This window comes from Mesorhizobium sp. M3A.F.Ca.ET.175.01.1.1 (assembly GCF_004791945.1).
Classification (GTDB): domain Bacteria; phylum Pseudomonadota; class Alphaproteobacteria; order Rhizobiales; family Rhizobiaceae; genus Mesorhizobium.
The window spans coordinates 1-316 of sequence record NZ_SRTP01000265.1 but is presented as its reverse complement, the minus strand read 5'-3'; the positions used below and the strand labels follow the sequence as shown (position 1 = coordinate 316).

At 66.8% G+C, this 316-nt stretch carries 1 protein-coding gene; it reads left to right on the top strand.

Translation table 11 applies throughout. From position 1 onward, the window contains the following. On the top strand, positions 1 to 316 hold a 316-nt coding region (locus tag EN818_RS31585), incomplete at both ends, for an ATP-binding cassette domain-containing protein (RefSeq protein WP_135906712.1).

The window sequence follows — 316 nt, the reverse complement described above, 5'->3', positions numbered from 1 at the left end:
GGCCCAGGCTTCCGCCCGCGACTGGCTGGCGCGCGTCGGCCTGGGCCGCTTCGAACAGCACTATCCGCACCAGCTTTCCGGCGGCATGCGCAAGCGCGAGGCGCTGGCCCAGACCTTCATCAACGGCCCTGAAATCCTCTTGATGGACGAACCGTTCTCGGCGCTCGACGTGCAGACGCGTGTGCTTATGCATGAGGAGCTGTTGCGCCTCTGGTCCGAGGCCAAGGCTTCCGTCGTCTTCGTCACCCACGACCTCGAGGAAGCCATCGCGCTGGCCGACAAGGTCTATGTGCTCACCGCCGGGCCGGCGACGGTG